Genomic DNA, 25,987 nt, shown 5'->3' with positions numbered 1-25,987 from the left:
ATGAGGCAGCGGCAGGGTGGGCCAAGCCTCAGCGATTGGTCCATTTCTCCAGCAAGATCGAAACGAACTTCTCCGCCGCAGGCGACAACGATGCGCCGCGCCGGTATACCAACCCCAGCGTGCGGCTAACCTGCGGCTCGATCAGCGGCACGCTGACCAGCGTCGGGTGGTCGGCGTCGGGCATGGCCAGGCTGGGCATGGCGGACACACCCAGCCCGGCCTCGACCATGCCCAGCGACGTGGACAGGTGTTGCACTTCGTAGAACCATTTGGGTCGCAGGTTGAGCCCGGACAACGCGTGGTCCAGTAGCATGCGGTTGCCGCTCAGGCGGCCGACGCCGATCAGGCGGTAGTCAGCCAGTTCCGTCCAGGTAACGGAGGCCCGGTTCGCCAGTGGGTGGTCGCGCCTGCAGGCCAGCACAAAGTGCTCTTGCACCAGTGTGACAAACTCGATGTCCGGGTGCTGGCCGCTCATCATGTTGATGCCGAAATCGGCCTCGCCGCGCAGCACGGCTTCGAGCCCGTCGTTGGCGCTAAGGTCCAGCAGGCGAATGCGGATTTTCGGGTATTGCTCGTTGTAATCGCGGATCACCGACGGCAGGAAGTAGAACGCTGCGGTGGGGATGCAAGCAAGGGTAACCTGGCCGGTCTGGCGCTCGGCCAGCTCGCGAATGCTGAGGATCGAGTCTTCAAAATCATCCAGCAGGCGCCTGGCCTTGGGCAGGAAGTCGCGGCCCACGCTGGTCAGGCTGACCCGGCGGGTGGTGCGCTCCAGTAGCGAGGTGCCCAGGCCTTCCTCCAGCTTCTTGATCCGCCGGCTCAAGGCCGGCTGGGAAAGGTGAAGTGCTTCGGCGGCTTCGTGGAAACTGCCGAGTTCGGCGATTTTCACGAAAGATCTGATGTCTTGCAGCTCATATTCCATAAGAAAACCCGCTACTGTCGCCGTGTTTGATTGATGTTTGAATCGCAATAATGACTACGATATTTGCATTGGATTGATTTATCCAGGCCTGTCACTCTTTTGCTCACAGCATCAATGATGTCCATTGATCAACAAGAGTGCAAAATCATGCAACGTATTCCTTGCGTACTCATGCGCGGTGGTACCTCGAAAGGGCCGTTCTTCCACGCCTGGGACCTGCCTGCCAATGTGGTCGAACGTGACGAGTTGCTGATCAACCTGATGGGCTCTGGCCATGAGCTGGAAATCGATGGCATCGGTGGCGGCAGCCCGCAAACCAGCAAGGTGGCGATCGTCAGCCCTTCGTTGCACCCCGAGGCTGATGTCGATTACCTGTTCGTTCAGGTGATGGTTGCCCAGCGCCGTGTCGACACCGCGCCCAATTGCGGCAACATGCTGTGCGCCGTGGGCCCGTTCGCCATCGAGCAAGGCCTGGTCAAAGGGCAGGATGGCAAGACCTTGGTCCGCATCCGTAACCTGAACACCGGTACCTTGGTCAATTCGCTGGTGGAAACCCCCGGCGGTATCGTGCGCTACGAAGGCCGCACGGCAATCGATGGCGTACCGGGCACTGCCGCCCCGGTGCACCTGACCTTTCTCGATGCCGTGGGCAGCAAGACCGGCAAGCTGTTCCCCACCGGCAAGGCCACGGATGTGATCGATGGCGTACCGGTAACCTGCATCGACATGGCCATGCCCATGATGGTCGTGCAGGCCAGTCAACTGGGGGTGACCGGATCGGAAACCCCTGCAGAACTCGACGCCAACGAAAAACTGCTCAAGCGCCTTGAAGCACTGCGCCTGAAAGCTGGCAAGGCCATGGGCCTTGGCGACGTCAGTGGCATGGTAATCCCCAAGCCGGTGCTGGTGTCTGCGCCACGCTACGACGGCACATTGCAGGTGCGTTACTTCATGCCGCACAACTGTCACCGTGCGTTGGCCATCACCGGGGCGGTAGGGCTGGCGACTGCCTGCGTCAGCCCCGGTACGGTAATCGGCGACCTGCTTGGCGAGGGTGCCCGGCAGTTGACCGACGTGCGCCTGGAGCACCCGAGCGGCGGTATCGATGTGGCGCTGTCGCGCAGTGCTGCCGACGGCAAGACAACCCAGGTTTCGGTGGTACGAACCGCTCGACGGCTCTTCTCAGGCTTTGTCTACGCCCCTACCTTGCGCAGGCTGGCAGGGTAGTCAAAGGCGGCATGCCGCCTGCTTCATACATGCACCAAGCGCATCCGCACAATTTCAACAATGGTGATGCCCCATGAAACTCGCCAAATCGCTGTATTTCCAGATCCTTTGCGCCGTCCTGCTGGGCGTATTGGTCGGCCACTTCTGGGCGCAACAGGCCGTTGCGCTCAAGCCCTTGGGCGACGCCTTCATCAAGCTGATCAAGATGATGATCGCCCCGGTGGTGTTCTGCACCATTGTCACCGGCATAGCCGGGATGACCGACAAGCGCTCGCTGGGGCGCCTGATGAGCAAGACGTTGCTGTTGTTCCTGGGCCTGACGGTGGTGAGCCTGGTGATTGGCCTGGCGGCGGTTTACCTGTTCAAACCGGGTGTGGGCATGAACATCGACCCCGCCACCCTCAGCACCGAAGGCCTCAGCCAGTACACCGCGTCGGCAGCCAAGCTGGGCGTGGTCGACTTCTTCATGCACATCATTCCCGATACCTTCATCGGTGCCTTCAACAAGGGTGAAGTGTTGCCGGTGCTGTTCATTGCCGTGCTCAGCGGCTTCGCCCTGTCGTCGATGGGGGACAAGGGCAAGCCAGTGCTGGATGTGCTGGAGTCTGCCTCGACCATGGTGTTCCGCATTTTTGGCTACCTGATGCGCTTTGCGCCGGTGGGTGCCTTTGGTGCGCTGGCTTTTACCGTCGGGCAGTACGGCATCACCTCGCTCGGTGCCCTGGCCAAGCTGGTGGGTACGCTGTACATCGCCTGTGCGTTCTTCGTACTGGTCGTACTGGGTGGCATCTGCCGTGCCCATGGTTTCAGCCTGTGGAAACTGCTGCGCTATTTTCGCGAGGAATTCCTGGTGGTGCTGGGTACTTCGTCCACCGAGCCGGTGCTGCCGCGCATGCTGGAAAAGCTCGAAAAGCTGGGCTGCAAGAAAGGTGTGGTAGGCCTGGTGTTGCCAACCGGTTACTCGTTCAACCTCGACGGCACAGCCATCTACCTGTCGCTGGCGGCCATCTTCATCGCCCAGGCCTGCAACATCGACATCACCCTGGGACAGACGCTGACCATGCTGGCGATCATGTTGCTGTCGTCCAAAGGCGCCGCCGGGGTGACAGGCAGTGGTTTCGTCGCCCTGGCCTCGACCCTGACTGTGATTCACGACATCCCTCTGGCCGGCCTGGCGCTGCTGATCGGCGTCGACCGCTTCATGTCTGAAGCCCGCGCCCTGACCAGCCTTGCCAGCAATGCAGTGGCCACCGTGGTGATCTCGCTGTCCGAGAATGCCTGTGAGCGGGATACGCTGCTGCGCACACTCAACGGTGAACAACCGGTACAGCCGGATTGCGCTACACCTGGCCAGGTCACTTGGCCCGCCGAGCCGCACCGCCAGGGCTGAACGCCCTTCGCACTACTGAACATTGACTTAGAATTCCACTCAGCGTCGCACCGATGCCGAGTGGGGTTGGAGGCTGCCTGCCCGGCGGGCGGCCACGCACAATAAAAACAAGAGAGAAAGACCATGCTCGCACTCCTGGGCCTGATCATGGTGGTGACCTTCACCTACCTGATCATGAGTAAGCGCCTGTCGCCTATCGTTGCGCTGACCGTTGTCCCGATCGTGTTCGCCGTCATCGGCGGCTTTGCCCCCGAACTGGGCAAGATGATGCTCGAAGGCCTGAAAATGGTTGCGCCATCGGCAGCGCTGCTGCTGTTTGCCATCCTGTTCTTTGGCCTGATGATCGATGCCGGCCTGTTCGACCCGCTGATCCGCAAGATCCTCAAGCGGGTAAATGGCGACCCGGTCAAGATCGCCATCGGCACTGCACTGCTGTCACTTCTGGTGGCACTGGACGGCGATGGCACGACCACCTACATGATCACCTGTGCCGCCATGCTGCCGCTCTACAAGCGTATCGGCATGAACCCGATGATTCTGGCCACGGTGTCGATGCTGTCGCTGAGCATCATGAGCGGCCTGAGCCCCTGGGGCGGGCCGGCCACGCGGGCCATCGCCGCGCTTGGTCTGGACGCCAGCGAGTACTTCATCCCGATGCTGCCGACCATGATCGGCGGTGCAGCCTGGGTGGTGTTCACGGCCTTCCTGCTGGGGCGCACCGAACGCCGCCGCATCGGCAACATCGCCCTGGAGTCCGGTGGCGGCAACTGCTACATCAAGGAAATCCTCGGCGACAACCCGTACAAGCGCCCGCGCCTGGCCTATGTGAACCTGTTGCTGGTGATCGCCGTCATGACCGCACTGGTGATGGGGCTGATGCATGCCGCCATCCTGTTCATGATCGGCTTCGTTGCCGCGCTGATGATCAACTACCCCCAGCTGGAGCTGCAGAAGGAACGCATTCTGGCGCATTCGGGCAACGCCATGACGGTGGTGCTGCTGGTGTTCGCCGCGGGTATCTTTGCCGGGATCTTCTCGGGTACCAAGATGGTCGACGCCCTGGCGCAAACCCTGGTGGACTGGATTCCCGAAGAATGGAGCCACTGGTTCCCGTTGGTGGTGGCGCTGACCAGCATGCCACTGACCTTCGTGCTGTCCAACGACGCCTATTACTTTGGCGTGGTGCCGATCCTGGCCAACGCCGCAGCGGCTTACGGCATCGACCCGCTGGAAATTGCCCGCGCCTCGGTGCTCGGCCAGCCGGTGCACCTGATGAGCCCGCTGGTGGCGTCGACGTTGCTGCTGGTCGGCATGGTCGACCGCGACATCGGTGACTTCCAGAAGGCGACCTTCAAGTGGGCCGTGCTCACCTCGCTGGTGATCACTGCACTGGCTTTGCTCACAGGGGCCTTGTCCTTCTTCGTCTGAGCGTTACGGGCGCTGCCCGGCGCCCGGCACCTTGTGCATCCTGAAAACAACAACAAGAGTACCGATCATGTCCCGTGCTGTGTTCCGTGGGGCCACGTGTGGCCTGCTCTGCGGCTGGCTGCCTGTTGCCGGCGCTGCCGGTTTCGTCGATGACAGCAAGCTCAAGCTTCAACTACGCAACGTCTACTTCAACGAGAATTTCCGCGACGAACACGGCATGAGTGCACGTGCTGCCGCTAGCGCCAAAAGCGAGCGGGTGGAGTGGGCACAGGGTTTTCTGCTGGACTACCAATCCGGATTCACGCCCGGCGCATTGGGCGTGGGGCTGGACGCCCTCGGGCTGGTGGGTGTCAGGCTGGACTCTGGCCGTGGGCGCAGCGGCACCGGGCTGCTGCCGGTTCATGACGACGGCCGTGCGGCGGACGAATTTGCCAGCGCCGGGGTAACGGCCAAGGCCCGCGTCGGGCAGACTGTGGTCAAGCACGGTACCTTGCTGCCGAAAACGCCGGTGCTGGTCTACAACGACGCGCGGCTGTTGCCGCAGACGTACGAGGGTACCCAGCTGACCAGTACGGATATCGACGGGCTGACACTGACAGCGGGCCACCTGGACCGCTTCAAACAGCGTGATTCATCGGACAGCACCGGCCTGTACCTGGATGGGTACGCGGGCGGCAGGTCCGGTGACTTCAACTTCGCCGGCGCCGATTATGCCGTCAGCAAACAACTGCGCCTGAGCTACTTCCATGGCCAGCTCGAGCACTTCTACCGGCAGGACTTCGCCGGCCTGGTACACGAACTGCCGCTGGCGGGTGGTGTGTTGAGCACTGACCTGCGCTATTTCAAGAGCCGCGACAGCGGTGCCGCCCAGGGCGGCGCAATCGACAACGACATGTTCAGCGGGCAGATGGCCTATGCCCATTCGGGCCATACCCTCGGTGCCGGCTACCAGGTGCTCGACGGTGAGGCAGGGTTGCCTTACATCAGCGGTGCGACGGTGTATTCGTTCAGCAACGTCGGCATCGGCAAGTTCATCGAGGAAGAAGAAAAGACCTGGATGGCAAGCTACGCCTACAACTTTGCGGCAGCAGGCGTGCCGGGCCTGACCTTCATGGCGCGATACCTGAGTGGCGATAATGGCCGCTCGGCTGCCGAGGGCATCAAGGAGTGGGAACGTGACGCCGAGCTTGCCTACGTGGTGCAGGGCGGGCCGCTGAAAGGTTTGGGTGTGAAGCTGCGCAACTATATCTATCGTTCGGATTTTGCCCGCGGGCGCGACAGCAATCGCTTGTACCTTACCTACGATATCGCCATCTGGTGAGGGTGCAGGCCGGACCACATGTCCGGCCCTGAACCGGCTGCTGCGCCCTGGGTCAACGGCGCAGTAGGCGAGAAATCACCAGTGTGACAGCGGCGGTGATTGCCAGCGCGGCGATAGGTTTTTCCTTGACGAACGAAGACACCGTGTCCAGGGCATCCCCATAGGTCTTGGTCACCTGGCCTGCAGCCTGACGCGCATCGCCTTCGGCCTCCAGCGAAGGGTCTTCGACCAGCCGGCCGACAGCGCTCTGCGCCTTGCCTGCAAGGTTCTCTGCAACACCTTCGATCTGTTCGCGTTTCATGATGGCTTAGTTCCTTCCTGTGAGCGGCTAGGGTTAACAGCACAGGCTTAGGGCGTTGGCAGGCCGCAATGGTTCCAAACGATTGCTTATTACCGTCAGGCCACGCGGTCCCTGTAGGAGCGGCCTTGTGTCGCGATCGGGCCGCAAAGCGGCCCCAGGATCTCAGCAACGACGCACACATTGCCGGGGCTGCCCTGCAGCCCGATCGCGACACAAGGCCGCTCCTACAAGGGATCGCACCTGGCTTGAGAGGGCGAGGCTAGCGGGCCTTCTTCTCAAGAATTCGCGCCCCGCTACCTTCCTTGGCCAGCACATCCTCGGGGTTACGCAGCGGGCAGTCCTCCAGTGACAGGCAACCGCAACCAATGCAGTTGTCCAGGCTGTCGCGCAACGCCTCCAGCGTGCGAATCCGGGCGTTAAGGTCTTCGCGCCAGGCCGTGGACATCTCGCCCCACTGCGCCGCCGTAAGCTTGCTGTTGGGCGCATAACGGCTGAATGCCTGCTTGATGTCCTCCAGCGGAATACCGGTGCGCTGTGCCACTTTGATAATCGCCAGTGTACGCAGCACCAGTGAGGGGTAGCGGCGCTGGTTGCCCGCCGTACGGACGCTGGCGATCAGCCCCTTGGTTTCGTAGAAATGCAGCGCAGACACCGCCACGCCACTGCGTTTGGCCACTTCACCCACTGTGAGCATTCGCGTGTTGTCCACCGCCATGCGTGTTGACCTCAAGTTAAGTTGAGCTCTTATAGTCCTGCCCGATCTTCCCCGCAACCGCTTTCCTCATGATCGGAGCTCTGCATGAACAAACGGACGTTATTGGCCTGGGCCGGCGCTGTAGCCGGTGTGCTGGCCGCTGCCTATGCGTTGGTGGGTAGCGGCTCGGCGCCACCCGCTGCGGCGGCGTGGCCGGCGACCAAGGTGGCCTTGGCCACGGCCGAGCAGGTGCAGCTGGCGCGGCAGAACTTTGCTTCGGGGGAGCTGGAGGCGGTCAACCAGGTGCAGGTGGCGGCTGAGACGGCGGGGCGTATTACCCGCATCGCCTTCGAGTCGGGGCAGACGGTAACGGCCGGGCAGTTGCTGGTGCAGCTCAACGACGCGCCGGAGCAGGCCCAGCGGGTGCAGTTGCGGGCAAAATTGCGTAACGCTGAAGTGGTGCTGCAGCGCAGCCGCAAGCTGCGGGCGATGAATGCCGTGTCGCAAGAGCTGCTGGACAACGCCGCCACTGCCGTGGACGTGGCCAGTGGTGAGCTGCAGCATGTCGAGGCGTTGATCGCGCAGAAGGCCATTCGCGCACCGTTTGCCGGCAAGCTCGGCATCCGTCGGGTGCATCAGGGCCAATACCTGGGCGCCGGCGAGGCGATTGTCAGCCTGGCTGACATCAGCCAGTTGCATGTGAATTTTGCCTTGGGCGAGCAGGCTGCCCCCGAAGTGCACGTCGGGCAAGTGCTGGCACTGACGGTGGACGCAGTGCGCGGGCAAGGCTTCCAGGCCCGGGTGGTGGCGGTCGATCCGGTGGTCAGCAAGGCGCGCCTGGTGCAGGTGCAGGCAGCCTTGCCGAACCCGGACGGGCAGTTGCAGCCGGGCATGTACGCTGGCGTGCGCCTGGATGCCGCGCAGCCGTCGACCGTGCTGGCCGTGCCGGAAACCGCGATCACCTACACCGCTTATGGCCAGACGGTATTCGTTGCGACCCAGGACCCGGCGCATGGCACTCGGGTCAGCCGGGTGCGGGTAACCACCGGTGAGCGCTGGCAAGGGCGGGTGGAGGTCACGTCCGGCCTGGCGCCCGGTGACCGGGTGGTGGTTTCCGGCCAGTTGAAGCTCAGTGACGGCATGCCGGTCGAGCCCGTGGCGCAGGACAGCCTGCAGGCCAGCCAGGGAGGGCGGCAGTCGTGAAGTTTACCGATGTCTTCGTGCGCCGGCCGGTGCTGGCGCTGGTGGTCAGCAGCCTGATCATCCTGATGGGGCTGTTTGCCATGGGCAAATTGCCGATCCGCCAGTACCCCTTGCTGGAAAGCTCGACCATTACCATCAGTACCGAGTACCCCGGCGCCTCCGCCGAGCTGATGCAGGGTTTTGTGACCCAGCCGATTACCCAGGCGGTGTCGTCGGTCGAGGGCATCGACTACCTCTCGTCGTCCTCGCAACAGGGGCGCAGCCTGATCACGTTGCGCATGGTGCTCAACCGCGACTCGACCCAGGCGCTGGCCGAGACCATGGCCAAGGTCAACCAGGTGCGCTATCGCCTGCCGGAAAAGGCCTACGACCCGGTGGTAGAGCTTTCGGCTGGCGACTCCACGGCGGTAGCCTACGTGGGCTTTGCCAGCGACAGCCTGTCGATACCGGAACTGAGCGATTACCTGTCGCGGGTGGTGGAACCGCAGTTCTCTGGCATCGACGGCGTGGCCAAGGTGCAGTCGTTTGGCGGGCAGCGCCTGGCCATGCGCCTGTGGCTGGACAGTGAACAGATGGCTGGGCGCGGGGTGACAGCAGCGGACGTGGCGCAGGCGGTGCGGGCCAACAACTACCAGGCGACGCCGGGCCAGGTGCGCGGACAATACGTGCTGGCCGACATCCAGGTGGACACCGACCTGACCCGGGTCGAGGACTTCCGTGAGCTGATCATTCGCAACGATGGCACCGATTTGGTACGCCTGCGCGATGTCGGCACCGTCGAGCTGAATGCGGCGGCCACCCAGACCAGCGCCACCATGGATGGCAGGCCTGCCGTGCACCTGGGGCTGTTCCCCACGCCGACCGGCAACCCACTGGTGATCGTCGAGGGTATTCGCCAACTGTTGCCGCAGATTCAGCAGACCCTGCCACCCGGTGTGCATGTGGCGCTGGCCTACGAGACCGCACGTTTCATCGACGCTTCGATCCATGAAGTACTGCGCACCTTGGTGGAGGCGATGCTGATCGTGGTGCTGGTGATCTGGCTGTGCCTGGGGTCGCTGCGCAGCGTGCTGATTGCGGTGGTTGCCATCCCACTGTCGATGCTCGGTGCCGCGGGCCTGATGTTGCTGTTCGGCTTCAGCCTCAACCTGCTGACGTTGCTGGCGATGGTGTTGGCCATCGGCTTGGTGGTGGACGATGCCATCGTGGTGGTGGAGAACGTGCACCGGCATATCGAAGAGGGCAGGTCACCGGTCGCTGCGGCATTGATCGGGGCACGGGAAATCGCCGGGCCGGTGATCGCGATGACCCTGACCCTGGCGGCGGTGTATGCGCCGATCGGGCTGATGGGCGGGCTGACCGGCACGCTGTTCCGCGAATTTGCCCTGACCTTGGCGGGAGCGGTGATCGTTTCGGGCATCGTGGCGCTGACGTTGTCGCCGGTAATGAGCTCGTTGCTATTGCAACCCGGACAGCAGCATGGCGCGATGGCCAACATGGCCGATCGGTTGTTCGCTGGGTTGACTGGCGCCTATGGACGGGTGCTGGCCTACACCCTGACACATCGCTGGATCAGTGGCGGCGTGGCGCTGCTGGTGTGCCTGAGCCTGCCCTGGCTGTACCTGCTGCCCCAGCGTGAGCTGGCCCCGGCCGAGGACCAGGCGGCGGTGCTGACCGCCATCAAGTCGCCGCAGCATGCCAGCTTGGAATATGTGGAGCACTTTGCGCTGAAACTGGACGAGGTGATGAAGTCCATCGGCGAAACCACCGACACCTGGATCATCAACGGCACCGACGGCCCGGCCGCCAGTTTTGGTGGCATCAACCTCAGCGCCTGGCAGGTGCGCGAGCGTTCTGCCGCGCAGGTGCAGGCACAGTTGCAGCAGGCAGTGGCGGATATCGAAGGCAGCAGCATCTTCGCCTTCCAGGTCGCTTCGCTGCCGGGTTCCAGTGGCGGCCTGCCGGTGCAGATGGTGCTGCGCAGTGCCCAGGATTACCCCGAGCTGTACCAGACCATGGAGGTGCTCAAGCAGCGCGCCCGCGACAGCGGGCTGTTTGCCGTGGTGGACAGCGACCTCGACTACAACAACCCAGTGGTCAAGGTGCGCGTCGACCGCGCCAAGGCGGCTAGCCTGGGCATCAGCATGCAGGCCATTGGCGAGTCGCTGGGGGTGCTGGTGGGCGAGCAGTACCTCAACCGTTTCGCCCTGTTCGGGCGGTCCTATGACGTGATCCCGCAGAGTATTCAGGACCAGCGCCTGACGCCTGCGGCGCTCAATCGTCAATACGTGCGCGCCGAAAATGGCAGCCTGGTGCCGTTGGCTACGGTGGTGCACCTGGATATCGAGGTGGCGCCCAACCGCCTATTGCAGTTCGATCAGCAGAACGCCAGTACCCTGCAGGCGATCCCGGCGCCAGGAGTGTCGATGGGCAACGCCGTGGCATTTCTCGAACAGCTCACCACCGAACTGCCGCCGGGCTTCAGCCACGATTGGCAATCGGAGTCGCGCCAGTATGTGCAGGAGGGTTTTGCCTTGATGTGGGCGTTTCTCGCTGCCTTGGTGGTGATCTACCTGGTGCTGGCAGCGCAGTACGAAAGCCTGGTCGACCCGTTGATCATTCTGGTGACCGTGCCGCTGTCGATCTGCGGCGCACTGCTGCCGCTGGCGCTGGGCTGGGCCACGTTGAACATCTACACGCAGATTGGCCTGGTGACGCTGATCGGCCTGATCAGCAAGCACGGCATCCTGATGGTGGAGTTCGCCAACGAGATCCAGGTGCGCGACAACCTTGATCGTGCTGCCGCCATTGTCCGAGCTGCGCAGATACGCTTGCGGCCGGTGCTGATGACCACGGCGGCGATGACCTTTGGCGTGCTGCCACTGCTGTTCGCCAGTGGCGCCGGGGCCAATAGCCGCTTCGGGCTGGGGGTGGTGATTGTGTGCGGGATGCTGGTGGGTACGTTGTTTACCTTGTTCGTGTTGCCGACGATCTATGGGTGGTTGGCGCGAGATCATCGGGTGACCACGGGGCGGGCGCAGCAGTTGCTGGAGGCTGAACGCGTTCTGGGTATGTGAAGCGCAGCAGCCCCGATTGCGCGATCAGGATGGCGAACGGTCGCGACGCATCTGGGTGACCAGGGTAAAGCGGTCATCCGGGTGCACGGTCTCGGAAACCGCCATCAGGTCACCGTTTTCCTCGCGGTAATGGCGGGTGATCTTCAGCCCAGGCGAACCCGCCTCGGCCCTTAGCACCCGGGCCATTTCAGCGGTCAGCAACACCGCCCGCACCTGCTGGTCGACCACGGCGATCGACCGGCCATAGTGCTGCTCGATCAGCCCGGCAATCAGCTGGTCGGGGTGTTCGCGCGCCAGCTCGATAACCTCGGCATGGTCGCGCTGTGCATACACATCGGTCCAGCACAGCGGTGCGGCATTGTGCAGGCGGTCGACGCGAATGCTCGACACGCAGAAGTAATGCTCCCCCGGCACCAACCCCAGCCGCGTGGCCTCGCTCAGGTCGGCGACGAAGTGGCGCACGTTCTGGATTTCCCGCTGCTGGGTTTCGGCCAGGTGTGCAAGGTCGGCCACGCTGGCCAGCGATTGCGAATAGCCGCCGCGCGGGCTGCTGGCCTCGACCCGGGTGCCCACGCGCTTGCGCCGCGACACCAGCCCCTGGTTGAGCAACTGGTCGATCGCTGCGCGCACCGTATGGCGGCTCACCTCGTAAAGGTCGCACAGCTCGAACTCGGTCGGCAGCAGGCTGCCTACCGGGTAGCGGCCACTGGCAATGCCTTCCATCAAGTCCTTTGCCACGGTGGAATAGCGCGTCGGGTTCATACCTTTGCTCGGTCTCGCAAACTTCATCGCTTGATAGTGTATCAGCGACAGAATTTCGAACGCTTCACCGGCCCTCTGCAGGTTGGTCGCCCAGTGTCGGTCATGGATCGGCGGGCAAGCTCATGTGCAGCAAAGGGAACGGGCGGCCTTCACCGTCCAGCGGCGAGCGGCCGGTCTGGACAAAGCCATAGTGCTGGTAAAACCCTGTTGCCTGCGGGTTCTGCTCGTTGACATCGACACTCATCGTGCTGCGCGACTGGCGGCCGAAATCCAGCAGTGCGCGGCCAATGCCCTGGCCGTGGCGCGCGGGGTCGACGAAGAGCATTTCCACGTGGTTTTCATTGAAGCCGATGAAGCCCAGTGGCTGGTCATCGGTGTCTACTGCAACCCACAGCTCGACGGCCGGAAAATACAGGTCACGCAGCTGTGGCAACAGCGCGTCGATGTCGCAGGGTTGTAGAAAGTGGTGCGTCGCGCGTACGGCGCGCAGCCAGATGTCGAGCAACTGCGGGTAGTCTGCAGCGATGCCTTGGCGAATGATCATGCGGTCATCCTGAGTGAATTGATGGCGGATGGGCGCGCCAACAGGTGGCGGCCATGCGGGGGTCGGCATCATGAATGACCGCTTCGCGAGTTAACGCCTGGGCGGTGCACGGCAGGGGAGGCCGGAAGGGAAGAGTGCGGAAGATTACCCGGATTGCGCAGTGTGGGGCAATGGCGGTGCGCTGCAGGTTTTGACTCGACTAGGCTGCTTGTCGATGCTGGAATTGAACCCGCACAACACGAACGGGCCGGGGGCGCCAATGAACCGCAACGAACTGCGCAAAGCCGATATCAACCTGATGGTGGTGTTCGAAGCCCTGATGCAGGAGCGCAACCTCACCCGTGCCGCGGAAAAGCTGTTCGTCGCCCAACCCACGGTCAGCGCCGCGCTGGCCAGGTTGCGTGCGATGTTCAACGACCCGTTGCTGGTCCGTGTGGGTAACCGCATGGAGCCCTCGGCCAGGGCCGAAGAGGTGATCAAGTACCTCACCCCGGCCCTGGATGCGATGTCCGTCGCCCTCAGCCTGACCCACGATTTCGACCCCTTGACCAGCAAGATGACCTTCCGCATCGGTTTGTCCGATGACGTCGAGTCCGGGCTGTTGCCGCCGCTGTTGCGGGCGTTGCGGGTCGAGGCGCCGAATGTGGTGGTGGTCGTGCAGCATGTGGATTACTGGCGCATCCCCGACTTGCTGGCAGCGGGCGATGTAACGGTCGGCATCAGCCAGACCAAGGGGCTGCCTGCCAATGCCAAGCGCAAGGTACTGCGCACGATGCAGGGCAGGGTAGTGCGCGCCGACAAGTCGGCCACGCCACTGACACTGGATGAGTTCTGCGCCCGCCCGCACGTTCAGGTTTCGCCCACCGCCAACACCCAGGGTGTGGTAGACGATTGGCTTAAAGAGATTGGCCGCGAACGCAAGGTGGTGTTGTCGGTGCCGCAGTTCAGTTCGCTGCCGGCGATTCTGGCTGGCACCGACCTGCTGGCCTGTTGCCCGGACTATGCCGCACAGGGCATGGAGCGTTGGGGCAACCTGCAGGCTGAGCAGTTGCCGTTCGAAACCACGGCGCTGGAGCTGGCGATGGTCTGGTTGAGCACTACCGACAGCGACCCCGCCGAGCGCTGGCTGCGCAGCCGCCTGGAGCACTACATGGGCGGCGTGCGCTCGTTGGACGGTGGCCAGGTTTAGAACGCCCCCTGCAAGGTCACCATGAAGTTACGCGGCTCACCATAGAAGTTACCCCAGCCCGGCGCACCGATGGTGGCGTAGTACTTCTTGTCGAACAGGTTGTTGCCGTTGAGGGCGACGGTCCAGTTCTGGTCCAGGCGATACTGCACGCGGCCGTTCCACACGGTGTAGCCCGCCTGCTCGACGCGGGTGTTGCGGGTGGTGCGGAAGTTCTCGCTCTGGCTGTTCAGACCGGCACCGAGGGTCCAGCGTTCCAGGGCACCGCCCAGCTGGTAGTCACCCCACACTTTGAACATGTGCCGTGGAATGAAGCTGGAGGTGAACGTCAGCTCGGTGGGGTCGCTGTCTTCGATGGTCTTCAGGTATTTGGTCTGGGTGTAGGTGTAGCCCGCCAACAGTTGCAGGCGCTCGATCGGCGAGCCGCTGATCTCGGCTTCGAAACCCTGCGCGCGCACCTTGCCGCTGTCGGTGTAGCAATACCCGTCGCCTGACGGGCAGGTCTCGATGTAGTCGCTTTCCGCGCGGTGGTTCTCGACGGTGCGGAACAGGTTGAACGAGGTATTCAGCGCACCGCCAAGCAGCTCGCCCTTGATGCCAATCTCGTAGTTGGCTCCGGTCTTGGGCTGAAGTGGCTGCCGCTCGGCGTTCACCTTGTCGCTCTGCGGCTGGAAGATGTCGGCGTAGCTGGCGTAGGCGGTCCACTGGTCGTTCAGGTCGTAAAGCACGGCGGCGAACGGCGTGACCTGGCCGTTTTCCTCACTGCGGTTGTTCACCCAGTAATCGTAGAACTCGGTGTAGGAGTCGCTCTTGTTGCGGTACCAGCTGACCCGCGCGCCCAGTACCAGGGTAAGCGGCTCTGCCAGCTTCAAGCGCAGGTTGGCGTAGGTGCCGTATTGGGTGGTGGTGGAATCGGTTGGTACGCTGCCACCACGGGTCGGGTTGACCAGGTAATCGTCCTTGGACGGGCGAGGGAAGTTCGGGGAGGGGTTGAACGGGTTCTGCTTGCCGTCCAGTAGAATCAGCGCGAAGTAATCATGGGTTTTCTGCCGGCTGGCGTTGGCGCCGATGATCAGCTCGTGCTGCAGGCCGAACGCCTCGAACTTGCCATCAATATAGCTATCGAAGCCGTAGTCGTCCTGGTCGTAGTCGAAACGACCGGCGCGGACGGCCATGCTGGCAGTGTTGGCGCCGACCGGCACCGTGCCTTCGGAGTAGGCGTATTCGATGTCCTGGTCGTTGTGGGTGTAGACCGAGGCGAAGTTCAGTGTCCAGTCATCGTTGAAGCGGTGCTTGAAGTCGGCAAAGCCGGTAATACGCTGGCTTTGCAGGTCGTTCCAACTGGCCCCCAGGCAGGTGGAACGCGACAGCTTCAGGTCACTGCCATCGGCGTAGCGTGGCACGCCGGCATCGCACGGTGTGGCATCGACGTCCTCATAGGCCAGGCCGAAGCCCAGGGTGGTGTCGGCGCTGACGTCCCAGTCGATGGCGCCATACAGTATCTGGTCCTGGCGCTTGGCCGTGTCATAGAAATACTGGCGGTCCTGCAGGGCTGCCACCGCGCGGCCCCGCACGCTGCCCGACTCGTTCAGCGGGCCGCCTACGTCGACTTGGCCGCGATAGTTGTCCCAGCTGCCGGCGGACAGGGTGACAGTGGTCGTGGCCTTGTCCTGGCCGCGCTTGCGCACGAAGTTGACACCACCAGCGGAGGAGCCGGAGCCCTTCATCATCCCGGCCGCGCCTTTGAGGATTTCGACGCGGTCGTAGAACGCCATGTCGCTGGAAAAGCTGTTGGCCTGCACGTAGTTGCCGCCCACGTCCAGCGGCACGCCGTCGTACTGGTACTGGCCGTCCAGGTTGAAACCACGGGAGTAGAAGTATTTGCCGCCCATGGGCGAGTCGTACACGGTGATGCCAGGGGTCTTGTCCAGTACCTGTTCGAGGGTGTTCAGGTTCTGGTCGTCAAGCATCTTGCGGGTCATCACGGTGACCGCCTGCGGGGTTTCTTTCAGCGTATGGACGCCCTTGCCGATGGTCACTGCGCGGGCGGTGTATGACTGGGTGCCCTCGCTGGTCGCATCCAGCCGATTGGAGTCGATGTTCAGCGGCCCCAGCTCCATGGCCGTGCCGTAGTCTGCCGGCACCAGCACATAACCGCCATTGCCCTGGCGCTGCGCCTGCAAGCCGCTATTGCTCAGTAACCGCACCAGCCCTTCCTCGACGCTGTAGCTGCCTTCCAGGCCTGCGCTGCTCAGGTTGCGGGTCTGCTCGGTGTCGAACGAAATGGTCACACCCGCCTGCACGCCAAACTGGGTGATGGCATTGCCCAAAGGGCCAGCGGGGACATGGTAGGCGGTCTGGCTTTGAGCCATGGCCTGGGCAGGCATCAGCAGCAGGCACGGCGCGCTGGCAAGGGACATGCCGAACAGCACCAGGCGCACGGCCTGGGTCAGTTTGGTTGCAGGGGTGGGGTACAGATGAGGCATTGCGTGATCCTTCCGAGTCATGGCAGAAAGTCGCTGTCGTCGCGGCTTGTGTCAGGGACGGACGAGAATCGAAATCAGCAAGGTTCGCGCGTAGGTTTTTCAGCGCCTGCTCAGGCAGGCTCCACGCTCACCCAATAGCGGCTGAGGTAGTGAACCCTCACAGGGAGGGTTTTCGGCAGGTTGGCCAAAGCGATATCGGTATCATCGATGCGAAAGGCTCCGGAGATACTCATGGCCCGGATTGCGGAGGCGCAGCGCAGCACGCCTGGCCGATAGCGCCCCAGTTCTTCGATGAAGTCGCCCAGGCGCCAGTCGTTAACGCTCAGCATGCCCTGCAGCCAGGCCGTGGAATCGGCGGGCAGAGCCTGGGCGGTGGCGAAGTCATCCTGGTCAAAACTCACTTGTTGGCCCGCTTGCAGTTGCAGCAGCCGATCAAGGTGGCGCTGTGGACGTACCTCGACGCTGCCCTGAAGCACGCCCACGCGGGTCTGGCGCGCAAGTTTGCGGATGCTGAACTCGGTACTGCGGGCAAGCACGCTGCCGTCATCGGTGTGCACGATGAATGGGCGCTGCTGAAGGTCGCTGACCGGGCGGACCAGAATTTCCCCTTGATACAGCTGAATCGCCCGCACTTTCGCGTCATAGCGCACGTCCAGCGCGGTGCCCACGTTCAGCTCCAACTGCGAGCCGTCCACCAATTGCAGGGTGCTTCGTTCGCGGCTGCCGGTACGTTGTTGGGCCAGCAGGGAGCGATAGGGCACCTGCTCGGCGGCCAGCCAGCCACCTGCGCCCATCGCCAGCAACAGGCTCAGCACCTTCAGCACTTCGCGCCGCTGCGCCTGTGCCGCGCCGAGGCTGGACAGCGCCGCCTGTGGTGGCAGCATGGCCCACTGTTGCTGCAGCTTTTCTACTCGCGCCCAGGCGGCAGCGTGTTGTGGGCTGGCCTGCAACCACTGCCGCCAGGCCTGGGTGCGGGCCTCGCTGTTGGCGCCGTCGTTGAGCTGTACATACCAGGTGGCAGCGGCTTCGAGTGTCTTGAGATCCATCGGCTCAGCCTTCGACTGCCAGCAGGCAGCGGGTCATGGCCTTGATCAGGTGATTCTTCACGGTGGTCACCGACACGCCGAAGCGCTCGGCCGCAGCACCGTAGGTCAGGCCTTCCAGTTGCACCGCCAGGAAGATGGCGCGGGTCTTGGCGCCGAGTTCGTCGAGCAGGCTGTCCACGGTTACCAGCATTTCGATGATGGACAAGCGCACCTCTGGCGAAACCTCCACCGGTTCCGGGCGCAAGGCCAGGGCCTGCAGATAGGCTTGTTCGATGGTGCGGCGGCGGACCTTGTCGATCAGCAGCGCACGGGCGATGGCGCTGAGGTAGCTGCGCGGCTCGCGGATCGGCAATTGATTGCGCGCGGTCATCACCCGCAAAAAGGTATCGTGCGCCAGGTCGGAGGCATCGGCGGCGTTGCCCAGGCGGGCGCGTAGCCAGCCCTTCAGCCAGCCGTTGTTTTCGCTGTAGAGCTGATGCAGGGCCTGATGATCGAGCGTCGACATGGCGTCAAATTCGCAATATGAATAGGAATTGATCGCATTGTCGCGATGAGCCAGGGCGATTGCAAGGGGGCATTTGGGGCCGCAGGGCGGCCCCCAATGATGCGGCGGTTAAAAGCCCGCTTCCAAGTCCAGGAGGTCCTGCACAGTCTGGCGCCGACGGATCATGCGCAGTGCCCCGTCCTCGATCAGAAACTCCGGCAGCAGCGGCCGGCTGTTGTAGTTCGACGACATCGACGCGCCATAGGCACCGGCGTCGTGGATCACCAGCAGGTCGCCCACCTGTGCCTGGGGCAGCTCCTGCGGGGTCAGTTCCTGGTCATCCTGGGTGAACACGTCACCCGACTCGCACAGCGGCCCGGCCACCACGGTCGGTTGCCGTGGACGGTCCACCGGCTGGCCGTTGGCATCGAGCAGGGTCATGCCGTGGTAGGCGCCGTACATCGCCGGGCGCATCAGGTCGTTGAAGCCGGCGTCGATCATGACGAAGGTATTGCGGCCCACTTGCTTGACGGCACGCACTTCGGCCACGAGGTAGCCCGACTCGGCCACCAGGAAGCGCCCCGGCTCGATTTCCATGCGCACCGGGTGGCCGAGCATCGCTTCGATTTCCTTGCGCGCCACTGCCCAGGTCTGGGCATAGCGTTGCAGGTCGACTGGCTTGTCGGTTTTGCGGTACGGGGTGGACAGCCCGCCACCAATGGAGAAGGCTTCGATGGCCACGCCCAGGCGGCCGATCAGCTCGATCATCGAGCGAGCCACCTGCTCCAGGTGCTGGTAGTCCACTCCCGAGCCAATGTGCATGTGCACGCCCACCAGGTGCAGGCCGTGCGCCTTGATGCACGCCAGCGCCTCGTCCAGCTCTTCGTGCCAGATGCCATGCTTGCTGTTTTCACCGCCGGTGTTGGTCTTGCGGCTGTGGCCATGGCCGAAGCCTGGGTTGATACGGATCCAGACGCGGTGGCCGGGCGAGCGTTCCCCGAGTTGGCGCAGCATGTCGATGGAGCCGGCGTTGACTTCGATTTTCGAGGCCACCACGCGTTCCAGGGTGGGGCGGTCCAGTGCGTCACAGGTCAGCACCACGCCGGCAGGGTCACCGCCCACGCTGGCACCTGCGGCGAAGGCCCGTTCCATTTCGCCCAGCGACACGGCGTCCAGCACCAGGCCATGGGCGCGCATCAGGCGCAGCACATGCAGGTTGGGGTTGGCTTTCTGGGCGAAGCGCACGGTGTCGAACACCTTCAACTGCTCGACACGTTCGGCGATGGTACCGGTGTCGTACGCCCACAGCGGCGAGCCGTGCTGGCGGACGGCTTCGGCCAGGAGGGTGAAGGGTGCGGTCATGGTGGCGCTACTCCTATAAGAAAGGCCACGAGCATGAGGCAAAGCAGGAATTCAGAAAAATAGCTATTTTTCTGATGGCCATTCATATTTGATATGCCCATTGTCGACCCACCGAGTGCTGCCGTGAAACTGTCCGTCCGCCATATCGAAGTGTTCCGCGCCATCATGGCCGCAGGCAGTGTCACCGGCGCGGCGCGGCTGCTGTTCACCTCGCAGCCCACTGTCAGTCGCGAGCTGGCGCGCCTGGAGCAGGTGACCGGGCTGAATCTGTTCGAGCGCGAAGGTGGGCGCTTGGTGGCAACGGCCCAGGCATTGCTGTTGATCGAAGAGGTCGAGCGTGCCTATGTCGGGCTGGAGCGCATCGATCGCTTTGCCCAAGCCATCCGCAATTTCGAGCAGGGGCGGCTGGCCATCACCTGCCTGCCGCTGTTTTCACAGACCTTGTTGCCCAAGGCCTGTCAGCGCTTTCACCAGCAGCACCGGGGCGTGAGCGTGAGCATCCTGGCGCAGGAGTCGCCCTTGCTGGAGGAGTCGCTGGTTGCCCAGCAGCACGACCTTGGCCTGACCGAGGTCGAGCAGATACCGCGCGGCGCTTATGGTGAATTGCTGTTCAGCGCCAACATGGTGTGCGTGTTACCCGAGCATCACCCGTTACAGGCCAAGGCCGAGCTGGAACTGAGCGATTTTCACGAGGTCGATTTCATCAACCTGGCCAGCCTGGACACCTACCGCCAGCGCCTGGACCAGCACTTTCGTGCAGCGGGGGTTAACCGCCGCACCATCATCGAGACCACCAGCGCCGCGTCGGTGTGCGCCATGGTCAGGCAAGGCCTGGGGGTGGCGATCATCAATCCGCTGAGCGGGCTGGAGGCGGCCCAGGGCGGGCTGCCGATCCGCAGGTTACGGGTGTCGGTGCCGTACCAGGTGATGCTGATACGCCCGGACCACCGGCCGGCCTCGGCGGCGGTGGAGCCGTTTTGCGAGGCGTTGCGGGAGCAGGCGCAGGCGATGCAGGCGGCGTTGCGGTAGGTTCGGGCTCAGAGCTCGCAGACGAAGGTCCCGGTCCCGGCCAGGATGTTCTCCAGGGTTTGCTTCACTTCATCCATGTCGCTCAGTGCGCTGGTCAGGTTGATTTCCAGCACCTCGTCCCCCTTCAATGCATCCCGGTCGCCGGCCGCCACTTCGATCAGCAGGCGCTTGGCGCTCAGGGTGACTTTCAGCCCATCCAGAGTCGACGGCTCGTCATCCAGGGTCAGGTCGACGGTGTCTTCGTCCGGGTAGCGGGTAAGCAGAAACATCTGACCCTTGTCGCTGTGGCAGCACAGGGTCGCCATGTTGTCTTCCTCGTCATCGCAAGGGGTGGCGAACAGCAGCGCGGTGTTGATTTGCATGAGCAGGCTCGGATCAAAGGAAACGGAAGGGAATTCTGACAGTCTTGCGTACAGGCATAAACGTAAAGTTACCGCCCCTTGACCGAAATTGTCGCAGCGCTGCAAGCGTTGATGACCGATCAGTCGTTAAGCTTCGGCGAGCCCTGGGCGTGCCTGCGCACGTTCAACGCCTGGTTTTACCGTCCGCCTTGCCACGGGTTGGCTATCGTTGATCCGTACACGGCGCACGCAGCGACGCTTCAACTATTACAAAGCCCAAGCGGAGTACCACAGATGGCGTTCTTCACCGCAGCCAGCAAAGCCGACTTCCAGCATCAACTGCAAGCGGCCCTGGCGCAGCACATCAGCGAACAGTCCCTGCCACAAGTGACGCTGTTCGCCGAGCAGTTCTTCGGCATCATCTCTCTGGACGAACTCACCCAGCGCAGGCTTTCCGACCTGGCCGGCTGCACCCTGTCAGCCTGGCGCATCATCGAGCGTTTCGACCCCGAGTACCCGCAAGTGCGCGTGTACAACCCTGATTACGAACGCAACGGCTGGCAATCGACCCATACCGTGGTCGAGGTGCTGCACCACGACCTGCCGTTCCTGGTCGACTCGGTGCGCACCGAGCTCAACCGCCGCGGCTACAGTATCCACACCCTGCAGACCACCGTGCTCAGCGTGCGCCGTGGTGCCAAGGGCGAGCTGCTTGAACTGCTGCCCAAGGGCACCCAGGGCGAGGGCGTGCGCCACGAGTCGCTGATGTACCTGGAGATCGACCGCTGCGCCAACGCCGCCGAGCTGACGGTGCTGACCCGAGAAATCGAGCAGGTGCTGGCCGAAGTACGGGTGGCAGTGGCCGACTTCGAACCGATGAAGGCCAAGCTGCGTGAAGTGGTGGCGCAGGTGGAGCAGACCGCCTTTGGCCCAGCGCAACACGAAAAGGGCGAAGTCAAAGCCTTCCTCGAATGGCTGCTGGATAACCACTTCACCTTCCTGGGCTATGAAGAGTTCACCGTCAAGGGCGACGCCGATGGCGGCCAGATGGTGTACGACGAGCAGTCGTTCCTTGGCCTGCCGCGCCGCCTGCGTGTGGGCCTGACGACAGAAGAGCTGCGCATCGAAGACTACGCCGTGGCCTACCTCAACGAGCCGCTGCTGCTGTCGTTCGCCAAGGCTGCACTGCCCAGCCGCGTACACCGCCCGGCCTACCCTGACTACGTGTCGATCCGCCAGCTGGATGCCGATGGCAAGGTGGTCAAGGAACACCGCTTCATGGGCCTGTACACCTCGTCGGTGTATGGCGAAAGCGTGCATGCCATTCCGTACATCCGCGTGAAGGTGGCCGAAGTTGAGCGCCGCTCGGGCTTCGATCCCAAGGCCCACCTGGGCAAGGAACTGGCGCAGGTGCTGGAAGTGCTGCCGCGCGACGACCTGTTCCAGACACCAATCGATGAGCTGTTCAGCACGGTCATGGCGATCGTGCAGATCCAGGAGCGCAACAAGATCCGCGTGTTCCTGCGCAAGGACCCGTACGGCCGCTTCTGCTACTGCCTGGCTTACGTACCAAGGGAAATCTATTCCACCGAAGTGCGGCAGAAGATCCAGCAGGTGCTGATGGAGCGCCTGAAGGCCAGCGACTGTGAGTTCTGGACCTTCTTCTCCGAATCGGTACTGGCCCGTGTGCAACTGATTCTACGGGTCGACCCAAAGAACCGCATCGACATCGACCCGCAGCAGCTCGAGCGTGAAGTGGTCCAGGCGTGCCGCTCGTGGCATGACGACTACTCGGCGCTGGTGGTGGAGAACTTCGGCGAAGCCCAGGGCACCAACATCCTCGCCGACTTCCCCAAAGGCTTCCCGGCCGGTTACCGCGAGCGCTTCGCCGCGCACTCGGCCGTGGTCGACCTGCAGCATGTGCTGAACCTGTCTGAAAGCAAGCCACTGGCGATGAGCTTCTACCAGCCGCTGACCCAAGTGGGTGAGCGCATCCTGCACTGCAAGCTGTACCACGCCGACACCCCGCTGGCGCTGTCCGATGTGCTGCCGATCCTGGAAAACCTTGGCCTGCGCGTGCTTGGCGAGTTCCCCTACCGCCTGCGCCATGCCAATGGCCGCGAGTACTGGATCCACGACTTCGCCTTCACCTACAGCGAAGGCCTGAGCCTGGATATCCAGCAGCTCAACGACACCCTGCAGGATGCCTTCATCCATATCGTGCGCGGTGACGCCGAAAACGACGCCTTCAACCGCCTGGTGCTGACTGCCGGCCTGCCGTGGCGCGACGTGGCGCTGCTGCGCGCGTACGCCCGTTACCTGAAGCAGATCCGCCTGGGCTTCGACCTGGGTTACATCGCCAGCACCCTGAACAACCACACCGACATCGCCCGCGAGCTGACCCGGTTGTTCAAGACCCGCTTCTACCTGGCGCGCAAGCTCACCCAGGACGACCTGGACGACAAGCAGCAGCGCCTGGAACAGGCCATCCTGACCGCGCTGGACGATGTCCAGGTGCTCAACGAAGACCGCATCCTGCGGCGCTACCTGGACCTGATCAAGGCCACCCTGCGCACCAACTTCTACCAGCCGGATGCCAACGGCCAGAACAAGTCGTACTTCAGCTTCAAGTTCAACCCCAAACTGATCCCCGAACTGCCCAAACCGGTGCCCAAGTTCGAGATTTTCGTCTATTCACCGCGCGTAGAGGGCGTGCACCTGCGCTTTGGCAACGTTGCCCGCGGGGGCCTGCGCTGGTCCGACCGCGAAGAGGACTTCCGCACCGAAGTGCTGGGCCTGGTCAAAGCCCAGCAGGTGAAGAACTCGGTGATCGTGCCGGTTGGCGCCAAGGGCGGCTTCCTGCCGCGTCGTCTGCCGCTGGGCGGCGGCCGTGACGAGATCGCCGCCGAAGGCGTGGCGTGCTACCGCATCTTCATTTCCGGCCTGCTCGACATCACCGACAACCTCAAGGACGGTGGCGTGGTGCCGCCGGCCAACGTGGTGCGTCACGACGATGACGACCCGTACCTGGTGGTGGCGGCCGACAAGGGCACCGCGACCTTCTCCGACATCGCCAACGGCATCGCCATCGACTACGGCTTCTGGCTGGGTGATGCCTTTGCCTCGGGCGGCTCGGCCGGTTACGACCACAAGAAGATGGGCATCACCGCACGTGGCGCCTGGGTGGGCGTGCAGCGCCACTTCCGCGAGCGCGGCATCAACGTGCAGGAAGACCCGATCACCGTCATCGGCGTGGGCGACATGGCCGGCGATGTGTTCGGCAACGGCCTGCTGATGTCCGACAAGTTGCAGCTGGTGGCGGCGTTCAACCACCTGCATATCTTCATCGACCCGAATCCTGAGCCGGCATCGAGCTTCGCTGAGCGCAAGCGCCTGTTCGACCTGCCGCGTTCGGCCTGGAGCGATTACGACACCAGCATCATGTCCGAAGGCGGCGGGATCTTCCCGCGCAGTGCCAAAAGCATCGCCATCAGCCCGCAGATGAAAGAGCGCTTCGCCATCGAAGCCGACCGCCTGACCCCGACCGAGCTGCTGAACGCGCTGCTGAAGGCGCCGGTGGACCTGCTGTGGAACGGCGGTATCGGTACCTATGTGAAGGCCAGCAGCGAAAGCCACGCCGATGTTGGCGACAAGGCCAACGATGCACTGCGGGTCAATGGCAACGAACTGCGCTGCAAGGTGGTGGGCGAGGGCGGCAACCTGGGCATGACCCAGCTTGGCCGGGTCGAATTCGGCCTGAACGGCGGCGCCACCAATACCGACTTCATCGACAACGCCGGCGGCGTGGACTGCTCCGACCACGAGGTCAACATCAAGATCCTGCTCAACGAAGTGGTGCAGGGTGGCGACATGACCGAGAAGCAGCGCAACCAGCTGCTGGGTAGCATGACCGATGAAGTGGCCGGCCTGGTGCTGGGCAACAACTACAAGCAGACCCAGGCGCTGTCGCTGGCGGCCCGCCGTGCCCGCGAGCGGATTGCCGAATACAAGCGCCTGATGGCCGACCTGGAATCGCGTGGCAAGCTGGACCGCGCCATCGAGTTCCTGCCGTCCGAAGAACAGCTGGCCGAGCGCCTGGCCGCCGGCCAGGGCCTGACCCGCGCCGAGCTGTCGGTGCTGATCTCGTACAGCAAGATCGACCTCAAGGAGCAACTGCTCAAGTCGCTGGTGCCGGACGACGACTACCTGACCCGCGACATGGAAACCGCTTTCCCACCGTCGTTGGTCAGCAAGTTCGCCGAGGCCATGCGCCGCCATCGCCTGAAGCGCGAAATCGTCAGCACCCAGATCGCCAACGACCTGGTCAACAACATGGGCATCACCTTCGTCCAGCGCCTGAAGGAGTCGACCGGGATGAGCCCGGCCAACGTTGCAGGGGCCTATGTGATCGTGCGCGATATCTTCCACCTGCCGCACTGGTTCCGCCAGATCGAGGCACTGGACTACCAGGTGCCGGCAGAAATCCAGCTCACCCTGATGGACGAGCTGATGCGCCTGGGGCGTCGTGCCACGCGCTGGTTCTTGCGTAGTCGCCGCAACGAACAGGACGCCGGGCGCGACACCGCGCACTTCGGGCCGAAGATCGCGCAACTGGGGCTCAAGCTGGACGAGCTGCTCGAAGGCCCGACCCGCGAGCGCTGGATGGTGCGCTATCAGGGCTTCGTCGAGGCCGGTGTGCCGGAGTTGCTGGCGCGCATGGTGGCCGGTACCAGCCACCTGTATACCCTGCTGCCGATCATCGAAGCGGCCGACGTCACCGGCCATGATCCGGCGCAGGTGGCCAAGGCGTTCTTCGCCGTGGGCAGCTCGCTGGACCTGACCTGGTACCTGCAGGAAATCAGCAACCTGCCGGTGGAAAACAACTGGCAGGCGCTGGCCCGCGAGGCGTTCCGCGACGACATCGACCTTCAGCAGCGGGCGATCACCATCTCGGTACTGCAGATGGCCGATGCCCCGCAAGACATGGACGCCCGTGTGGCACTGTGGGCCGAGCAGCATCGGGTGATGGTGGAGCGCTGGCGCGCCATGCTCGACGACCTGCGCAATGCCACTGGCACCGACTATGCGATGTACGCGGTGGCCAACCGCGAGCTGGTCGACCTGGCCATGAGCGGGCAGGCGGCGGTGGTGCCGTCCTGAACACCAGGCTGAAATGAAAAAGCC

Annotated in this window: 19 protein-coding genes; 9 read left to right on the top strand and 10 right to left on the bottom strand. The window is 63.3% G+C overall.

Features of this window, described 5'->3' with window-relative positions; all coding sequences use genetic code 11:
- Positions 1 to 28 precede the first annotated feature (28 nt).
- Positions 29 to 922, bottom strand: a complete 894-nt coding sequence (locus APH42_RS11160) for a LysR family transcriptional regulator (RefSeq protein ID WP_012271244.1) — start codon at positions 920 to 922, stop codon at positions 29 to 31.
- A 147-nt stretch (positions 923 to 1,069) separates the two neighbouring features.
- On the opposite strand from APH42_RS11160, the gene APH42_RS11155 reads away from it, so the two are divergent.
- The 4 genes from APH42_RS11155 (at position 1,070) to APH42_RS11140 (ending at position 6,288) form a co-directional block, all read left to right on the top strand.
- Entirely contained in the window at positions 1,070 to 2,149 is a 1,080-nt protein-coding gene (locus tag APH42_RS11155; RefSeq protein WP_081337058.1) for a 4-oxalomesaconate tautomerase, read from the top strand.
- Positions 2,150 to 2,222: 73 nt separating this feature from the next.
- Positions 2,223 to 3,539: a dicarboxylate/amino acid:cation symporter gene (locus APH42_RS11150; RefSeq protein WP_060493294.1), complete on the top strand. Its 1,317-nt coding sequence runs from the start codon at positions 2,223 to 2,225 to the stop codon at positions 3,537 to 3,539.
- A gap of 123 nt (positions 3,540 to 3,662) precedes the next feature.
- Positions 3,663 to 4,967 (top strand): CitMHS family transporter, encoded by a 1,305-nt coding sequence (locus APH42_RS11145; protein WP_060493293.1) that lies wholly within the window; start codon positions 3,663 to 3,665, stop codon positions 4,965 to 4,967.
- Between the two features lie 67 nt (positions 4,968 to 5,034).
- On the top strand, positions 5,035 to 6,288 hold the full coding sequence (locus APH42_RS11140; RefSeq protein ID WP_060493292.1) for an OprD family porin: 1,254 nt from the start codon (positions 5,035 to 5,037) through the stop codon (positions 6,286 to 6,288).
- A 52-nt stretch (positions 6,289 to 6,340) separates the two neighbouring features.
- On the opposite strand, the gene APH42_RS11135 is transcribed toward APH42_RS11140, so the two are convergent.
- Both APH42_RS11135 and soxR read right to left on the bottom strand, forming a co-directional pair.
- Positions 6,341 to 6,589 (bottom strand): CsbD family protein, encoded by a 249-nt coding sequence (locus APH42_RS11135; protein WP_012271249.1) that lies wholly within the window; start codon positions 6,587 to 6,589, stop codon positions 6,341 to 6,343.
- Between the two features lie 259 nt (positions 6,590 to 6,848).
- Complete coding sequence (gene soxR / locus APH42_RS11130; RefSeq protein ID WP_012271250.1) at positions 6,849 to 7,304, bottom strand: redox-sensitive transcriptional activator SoxR; 456 nt, start codon at positions 7,302 to 7,304, stop codon at positions 6,849 to 6,851.
- Positions 7,305 to 7,388: 84 nt separating this feature from the next.
- Between soxR and APH42_RS11125 the strand changes: the two genes are divergently transcribed.
- Together APH42_RS11125 and APH42_RS11120 are read left to right on the top strand one after the other, a co-directional pair.
- Positions 7,389 to 8,486 carry an efflux RND transporter periplasmic adaptor subunit gene (locus tag APH42_RS11125; RefSeq protein WP_012271251.1) on the top strand — a complete coding sequence of 366 codons (1,098 nt, stop codon included), beginning with the start codon at positions 7,389 to 7,391 and terminating at the stop codon, positions 8,484 to 8,486.
- On the top strand, positions 8,483 to 11,563 hold the full coding sequence (locus APH42_RS11120; RefSeq protein WP_012271252.1) for a MexW/MexI family multidrug efflux RND transporter permease subunit: 3,081 nt from the start codon (positions 8,483 to 8,485) through the stop codon (positions 11,561 to 11,563). Before APH42_RS11125 ends, APH42_RS11120 begins: the two co-directional genes overlap by 4 nt.
- Before the next feature lie 24 nt (positions 11,564 to 11,587).
- On the opposite strand, the gene APH42_RS11115 is transcribed toward APH42_RS11120, so the two are convergent.
- Positions 11,588 to 12,325 (bottom strand): GntR family transcriptional regulator, encoded by a 738-nt coding sequence (locus APH42_RS11115; protein ID WP_012271253.1) that lies wholly within the window; start codon positions 12,323 to 12,325, stop codon positions 11,588 to 11,590.
- A gap of 100 nt (positions 12,326 to 12,425) precedes the next feature.
- Entirely contained in the window at positions 12,426 to 12,869 is a 444-nt protein-coding gene (locus APH42_RS11110) for an acetyltransferase (protein WP_060493291.1), read from the bottom strand.
- Positions 12,870 to 13,128: 259 nt separating this feature from the next.
- On the opposite strand from APH42_RS11110, the gene APH42_RS11105 reads away from it, so the two are divergent.
- Positions 13,129 to 14,058, top strand: a complete 930-nt coding sequence (locus APH42_RS11105) for a LysR substrate-binding domain-containing protein (protein ID WP_171577270.1) — start codon at positions 13,129 to 13,131, stop codon at positions 14,056 to 14,058.
- Here APH42_RS11105 and APH42_RS11100 read toward each other — a convergent pair.
- From APH42_RS11100 to lysA, 4 genes are all read right to left on the bottom strand, one after another.
- On the bottom strand, positions 14,055 to 16,541 hold the full coding sequence (locus tag APH42_RS11100; RefSeq protein WP_060493290.1) for a TonB-dependent receptor: 2,487 nt from the start codon (positions 16,539 to 16,541) through the stop codon (positions 14,055 to 14,057). The genes APH42_RS11105 and APH42_RS11100 overlap by 4 nt on opposite strands.
- Before the next feature lie 110 nt (positions 16,542 to 16,651).
- Positions 16,652 to 17,587: a FecR domain-containing protein gene (locus tag APH42_RS11095; protein WP_012271257.1), complete on the bottom strand. Its 936-nt coding sequence runs from the start codon at positions 17,585 to 17,587 to the stop codon at positions 16,652 to 16,654.
- 4 nt (positions 17,588 to 17,591) lie between these two features.
- Complete coding sequence (locus APH42_RS11090) at positions 17,592 to 18,092, bottom strand: sigma-70 family RNA polymerase sigma factor (RefSeq protein ID WP_060493289.1); 501 nt, start codon at positions 18,090 to 18,092, stop codon at positions 17,592 to 17,594.
- Positions 18,093 to 18,200: 108 nt separating this feature from the next.
- Complete coding sequence (gene lysA, locus APH42_RS11085; RefSeq protein WP_060493288.1) at positions 18,201 to 19,433, bottom strand: diaminopimelate decarboxylase; 1,233 nt, start codon at positions 19,431 to 19,433, stop codon at positions 18,201 to 18,203.
- Positions 19,434 to 19,556: 123 nt separating this feature from the next.
- Here lysA and APH42_RS11080 point away from each other — a divergent pair, with 123 nt between their 5' ends.
- Entirely contained in the window at positions 19,557 to 20,462 is a 906-nt protein-coding gene (locus tag APH42_RS11080; RefSeq protein WP_041166660.1) for a LysR family transcriptional regulator, read from the top strand.
- Between the two features lie 8 nt (positions 20,463 to 20,470).
- Here APH42_RS11080 and APH42_RS11075 read toward each other — a convergent pair whose 3' ends face one another.
- Entirely contained in the window at positions 20,471 to 20,824 is a 354-nt protein-coding gene (locus tag APH42_RS11075; RefSeq protein WP_060493287.1) for a hypothetical protein, read from the bottom strand.
- A 273-nt stretch (positions 20,825 to 21,097) separates the two neighbouring features.
- On the opposite strand from APH42_RS11075, the gene APH42_RS11070 reads away from it, so the two are divergent.
- Positions 21,098 to 25,963: an NAD-glutamate dehydrogenase gene (locus tag APH42_RS11070; RefSeq protein WP_012271262.1), complete on the top strand. Its 4,866-nt coding sequence runs from the start codon at positions 21,098 to 21,100 to the stop codon at positions 25,961 to 25,963.
- The last annotated feature ends 24 nt before the right edge of the window (positions 25,964 to 25,987 follow it).

This window comes from Pseudomonas sp. NBRC 111140, from assembly GCF_001320885.1.
GTDB lineage: Bacteria > Pseudomonadota > Gammaproteobacteria > Pseudomonadales > Pseudomonadaceae > Aquipseudomonas > Aquipseudomonas putida_P.
The sequence above is the reverse complement of the archived record's forward strand: the minus strand, read 5'-3'. Positions and strand labels throughout refer to the sequence as shown.

Bases quoted from the DNA above. Each gene is read 5' to 3' on its own strand.
- APH42_RS11115 (WP_012271253.1), bottom strand. From the start codon at position 12,325: ATGAACCCGACGCGCTATTCCACCGTGGCAAAGGACTTGATGGAAGGC.
- APH42_RS11070 (WP_012271262.1), top strand. From the start codon at position 21,098: ATGGCGTTCTTCACCGCAGCCAGCAAAGCCGACTTCCAGCATCAACTG.
- APH42_RS11135 (WP_012271249.1), bottom strand. From the start codon at position 6,589: ATGAAACGCGAACAGATCGAAGGTGTTGCAGAGAACCTTGCAGGCAAG.
- APH42_RS11145 (WP_060493293.1), top strand. From the start codon at position 3,663: ATGCTCGCACTCCTGGGCCTGATCATGGTGGTGACCTTCACCTACCTG.
- APH42_RS11150 (WP_060493294.1), top strand. From the start codon at position 2,223: ATGAAACTCGCCAAATCGCTGTATTTCCAGATCCTTTGCGCCGTCCTG.
- APH42_RS11105 (WP_171577270.1), top strand. From the start codon at position 13,129: ATGAACCGCAACGAACTGCGCAAAGCCGATATCAACCTGATGGTGGTG.
- APH42_RS11125 (WP_012271251.1), top strand. From the start codon at position 7,389: ATGAACAAACGGACGTTATTGGCCTGGGCCGGCGCTGTAGCCGGTGTG.
- lysA (WP_060493288.1), bottom strand. From the start codon at position 19,433: ATGACCGCACCCTTCACCCTCCTGGCCGAAGCCGTCCGCCAGCACGGC.
- APH42_RS11160 (WP_012271244.1), bottom strand. From the start codon at position 922: ATGGAATATGAGCTGCAAGACATCAGATCTTTCGTGAAAATCGCCGAA.
- APH42_RS11155 (WP_081337058.1), top strand. From the start codon at position 1,070: ATGCAACGTATTCCTTGCGTACTCATGCGCGGTGGTACCTCGAAAGGG.
- APH42_RS11100 (WP_060493290.1), bottom strand. From the start codon at position 16,541: ATGCCTCATCTGTACCCCACCCCTGCAACCAAACTGACCCAGGCCGTG.
- APH42_RS11095 (WP_012271257.1), bottom strand. From the start codon at position 17,587: ATGGATCTCAAGACACTCGAAGCCGCTGCCACCTGGTATGTACAGCTC.
- APH42_RS11110 (WP_060493291.1), bottom strand. From the start codon at position 12,869: ATGATCATTCGCCAAGGCATCGCTGCAGACTACCCGCAGTTGCTCGAC.
- APH42_RS11140 (WP_060493292.1), top strand. From the start codon at position 5,035: ATGTCCCGTGCTGTGTTCCGTGGGGCCACGTGTGGCCTGCTCTGCGGC.
- soxR (WP_012271250.1), bottom strand. From the start codon at position 7,304: ATGGCGGTGGACAACACGCGAATGCTCACAGTGGGTGAAGTGGCCAAA.
- APH42_RS11090 (WP_060493289.1), bottom strand. From the start codon at position 18,092: ATGTCGACGCTCGATCATCAGGCCCTGCATCAGCTCTACAGCGAAAAC.
- APH42_RS11075 (WP_060493287.1), bottom strand. From the start codon at position 20,824: ATGCAAATCAACACCGCGCTGCTGTTCGCCACCCCTTGCGATGACGAG.